The 4261-nt window shown below is 60.6% G+C and carries 3 protein-coding genes; all 3 read right to left on the reverse strand.

The window, feature by feature from the left end; translation table 11 throughout:
• Positions 1-284: 284 nt before the first annotated feature.
• Positions 285-1820: a glycoside hydrolase family 30 protein gene (locus AC0AP0_RS09550; protein ID WP_490430292.1), complete on the reverse strand. Its 1536-nt coding sequence runs from the start codon at positions 1818-1820 to the stop codon at positions 285-287.
• A gap of 52 nt (positions 1821-1872) precedes the next feature.
• Positions 1873-3414 (reverse strand): glycoside hydrolase family 30 protein, encoded by a 1542-nt coding sequence (locus AC0AP0_RS09555; RefSeq protein ID WP_490430293.1) that lies wholly within the window; start codon positions 3412-3414, stop codon positions 1873-1875.
• A gap of 298 nt (positions 3415-3712) precedes the next feature.
• The gene (rplL, locus tag AC0AP0_RS09560) at positions 3713-4093 is read right to left on the reverse strand and encodes a 50S ribosomal protein L7/L12 (protein WP_110425762.1); all 381 of its coding nucleotides are present in this window, start codon (positions 4091-4093) and stop codon (positions 3713-3715) included.
• Between the last annotated feature and the right edge of the window lie 168 nt (positions 4094-4261).

A 4261-nucleotide genomic window follows, 5' to 3' on the forward strand; every position in this document is an offset into this window, starting at 1 on the left:
TCCACACCTGCCCCGGTCGCCGATCGTCACTCACGTTTTCGACCTCCCAAATCTGCAGCCGCCTTCACTCGGTACTATCGCCTATTCTGTCATGAAACCCAGAGATAGGATTGATTGCGTGCCGAATTAACTGATAAAGGACACATGAAGGACTGGCAGACATGCCGGAGCAGTGAGCCTTCCCTGCAGGCAAGGCTTGGGCATCGAAGTGAACCGCATAAAATGGCGGCCGCCCTGGCTCCGGATAAAACCATCAGAGTCAATCAGCGGCCGCCATCATCGAATCAGCCCTGGTCGTCCTCTCCCTCATCGTGGTCATCAGCTGGGTGCGGAGTCATATGGACAACGAATTGGTCATCCTCCGGCACCCTACTGCGGTTTACGTGGTCGGAGTCTGACACATGACAGGAGACCGTCCCAAAAGCCGGTACACTCACCGGTCGCCAGCTGGCGCCCCAGCCATTGACGGTCAGGGCTGCCCGGATAGGCTCTCCGGTCGGGTTGTAGAGGATAACGCTGAGCTCGCCGTCATCGCGAACGAAGGCAACCGAGCCCAGACCGCCTGTCCTGCCGTCGCGGGTATAGCTGGTGGAGGCCACCCTGCGAGCGCCGATCGGCACATCCTGTCCGAAATTACGGAGCATGAAGTATTCCAGGTTGCGCTTGACACCGCCGGTTTGGGAATCGACGGTGATGACCCCGCGCCGGCCCATGGTTCGCGCCCAACTGGGCAGACCCTGCTCGTCCAGCGCCAGATTCCACAGGTCAATCATGCCCACGCCCTGGCGGACCAGTCCGATGCCGATCTCTCCGAACATGACATGGCTGGCCTCGTCCACCTGCTCGTCCAGCATGCAGCGCCGCTCACTCATGACCGAGCGCCATCCGGGGAACTGCCTGGTGGCATTCACGACCCACTTGGGCAGGCCGGAATATGTATGCATAGCCGTACCGGCAAAGCTCTGGGCTTCGACAGGGGTCATATAATCGCTGACCGGACGGCTGAAGAACCTCAGGCCGTCATCACCGAAGAAGATCTCCACCTCGGGGAAGCTACGATCCAGTGCCGGACGCAGGTAGTCCACACCCCAGCGCACCAGCTCCTCAGGGGTCCAAATCGTCATAGGCCAGGGTGGATTGTTTGAGGGCTCGTTCTGCATGGTCACTGCTGCAATGGGAATCCCGAGCTTCTGGTAGGCCTCGATAAAGCGGACGAAATAGCGGGCATAGGCCGCATCGACCGTGTCCTGTCGACGATAGCCGTTGCCGCAGTATTGTCCCAGCCGCAGACGACCAGCCCCGTCCAGCCGACCGCTGTCCTTCATCCAGGCGGGTGCGCTCCAAGGAGAGGCCAGAATCCGCACGCCCGGGTTGATGGCCATGATCTCCTGAAGGACGGGGACCACGTACTTCATGTCCCTGGTAGCTTCGGGCGAGCCCGGCTTCCCCTGCCCAATGGAGAAGTAGGACATACCCGCATCCGACAGTACTCCCTCAGGCAGGTCATCATAGGAGTAGTAGCGCTGGCTGGAGAAGTCGCAGGACCCCATGGAGATCCTCAAGGTGGACAGGCCCGCCTGAGCCGGATCAAAAAGCTCAGTCAGAATCCGATGCCGTTGGTCGGCATCCATGGCCGTCATGAATAGGTAGGCGCTGGAATCCGTCAGAGCAGCGCCGGCCCCCTCCCAGTACTGATAGCGTCTGGTGGGATCAACGACGATGGGAACGGCGGCGTCGGGCCCAGTCGTCGTCTCAGGGGTCGCTATAGGTTCTCGCCGCTGGGACAGATCCCCTGCCGTCGCGGTCCAAATCTCCTTCATAATCGTATTTCTCCTTCCGCCGGGCTCTTTCCCGGTTTGCAGAATCTGAGCCTCAGTCCTGTCCTGGAGCCTTGTCGTCCACAGTATGCGCAGGCAGCTGTAGAGCAAAGTCCTCATCCTCGGGCACGGCCGAATCATTGATCCGCTCACTCGTCGTCGCGTGCATGGTCACGGTCCCCCAGGCGGGCACGGTCACGCTCTGCCAGCGGTCCCCCCAGCCGTTGACGGTAATGGCCGCCTTGATAGGCTTGCCCGTAGGGTTGTAGATGTGGGCGGCGATGGATCCGTCCGGCGCCAGGAAGGCCACGGAGCCCAACGAACCGCTCCAGCCGTCCGGGGTGTAGTTGCTGGAGTCGATCACCACTGAGCCCGGCTCCACGTCCTGGCCGAAGCTACGGAGCATGAAATACTCCAGGTTCCTGCGGACCTTGCCGCTGCCATGGTCGATGGTGACCACGCCGCGCCTGCCGTCGGCACCGATCTGGTTGGGCAGCCCCCGCTCGTCCAGGGCCATGTTCCACAGGGTGATGAAGGAAGAGCCATGGCGGACCAGCCAGTTGCCGATGACGCCAGACATGATGTGTGCGGCATCCTCCGGGGTCTGGTTCAGCATGCAGCGACGCTCGGTCATGCCATAGAGCCACTGCGGATAGACCCGGTTGGCATAATCCAGATGCGGATAGTCGTTGTCATAGGTATGCAAGGTAAGACCGTCGATGGACCGGGCCTGCTCTGCGGTGACATCCTTGTCGACCGGTCCGGTCAGGCAGTGCCCAGAGTCATCGTTGATGAAAATGCGCACCTGGGCGTGCCGTCGATCCAGCGCTGGCCGCAGGAAGCGGTGGGCGAAGTCGGCCTGCTGGGCCAGCGTCCAGAGCATGGCGGGCCAGGGAGCTGCATTGGAGGGCTCGTTCTGTACAGTGACCGCCCAGATGGGGATGCCTATGGCCTCCATCTCATCGATGTAGCGGGCGAAGTAACGAGCATAGGCCCCTTCGACAGAGTCCTCCAACGGATCATAGCCGTTGCCTGTCCACTCATTGAAACGAAGATGGCCACCCATACACAGGTGGCCGGTATTCTTCATCCAGGCTGGTGCAGTCCAAGGGGATGCGATGATCTTCACGGCAGGATTGATGGACAGTATCTCTTGCACGACGGGGATGATGTACTTGTAGTCCTTGGTGGCGTCCGGGGCACCGGGCTCACCCTCGCCCAGAGAGAACCTGGCCAGATCCCTGTCCTGCTCGCCGAAGGGGATGTCGTCATAGGTGTAGTAGGGCTGGGAGGACGGCTCGCAGGAGCCCAGCGGAATGCGGATGACCGAAAAGCCGCCCTTGTCAGGGTTGAACATATCGTCCAGAAGAGCATGTCTCTGCTGCGCGGATTGACTGCCCCAAATCAGCGAAGCTGCGGCATCAGTGATGGCGGCTCCGGCCCCGATCCAGGGCTGATGGCGCTGGCAGGGATCGATGACGATGGGCTTGGCGTCCTTGGGCTTCTCCCCCATTGGAGGGGCTTGCAGAGGCCGGCGGCGATCGGTCAGGTCACCAGAGGTCACGGTCCAGAACTGGTTGGTGAAGGTGATAGTCATGATTGCTCTCTCGTTGTCATATCTGGGCATCGGCGTCGTGGTCGATAGGACAGGGCTTAGCTTAGCAGCGAATCCAATCATGAACAAACTGTTTCGATCAACTTCAATCATTGTAATAACAGGGTCATCCCTCGGTCACGACTGCAGAGCGCATGGGCCCATACATACCGGCGCGGATCGGCACAGAGCAACGCAATCACCTCGTGCGCACGGTCGACGGGATGTATAAGAAAAAGCCCCGCACCGTCATTAACGGTTTGGGGCTTTTCAAGATACAAGGGCTCAGAAGAGCCGATGACTACTTGAGCTCGACGGTGGCGCCGGCCTCTTCCAGCTGAGCCTTGGCCTTGTCGGCGTCTTCCTTCTTGGCGCCTTCCAGGACGGCCTTGGGAGCACCGTCAACCAGAGCCTTGGCGTCGGCCAGACCCAGGTTGGTGATGGCCTTGACGGCCTTGATGACCTGAATCTTCTTGTCGCCGATGGCGGAGAGGACGACGTCGAACTCGGTCTTCTCCTCCTCGGCCGGAGCAGGAGCACCGGGGGCGGCAGCGGCCACGGCCACAGGGGCAGAGGCCTCGACGTCGAACTCGTCCTCGAACTTCTTGACGAAGTCGGACAGCTCGACCAGAGTCATTTCCTTGAACGCGTCGATGAGCTCGTCAGCGGAGAGCTTGGCCATAATGGCTTCCTTTCATTTGTGGCGACCGGCATTGACTGGTAGACCGATCACCGAACATTTTCTTGTATTTACCGTATGAACCCGGGCCAAAGGCCGTGGACTCAGGCGGCCTTTTCCTGCTTCTCGCGCAGGGCGTCGAACGTGCGCACGGCCTTGGTAGGCACAGCG

This window comes from Bifidobacterium sp. POST2/T3 (B1) (assembly GCF_058197115.1).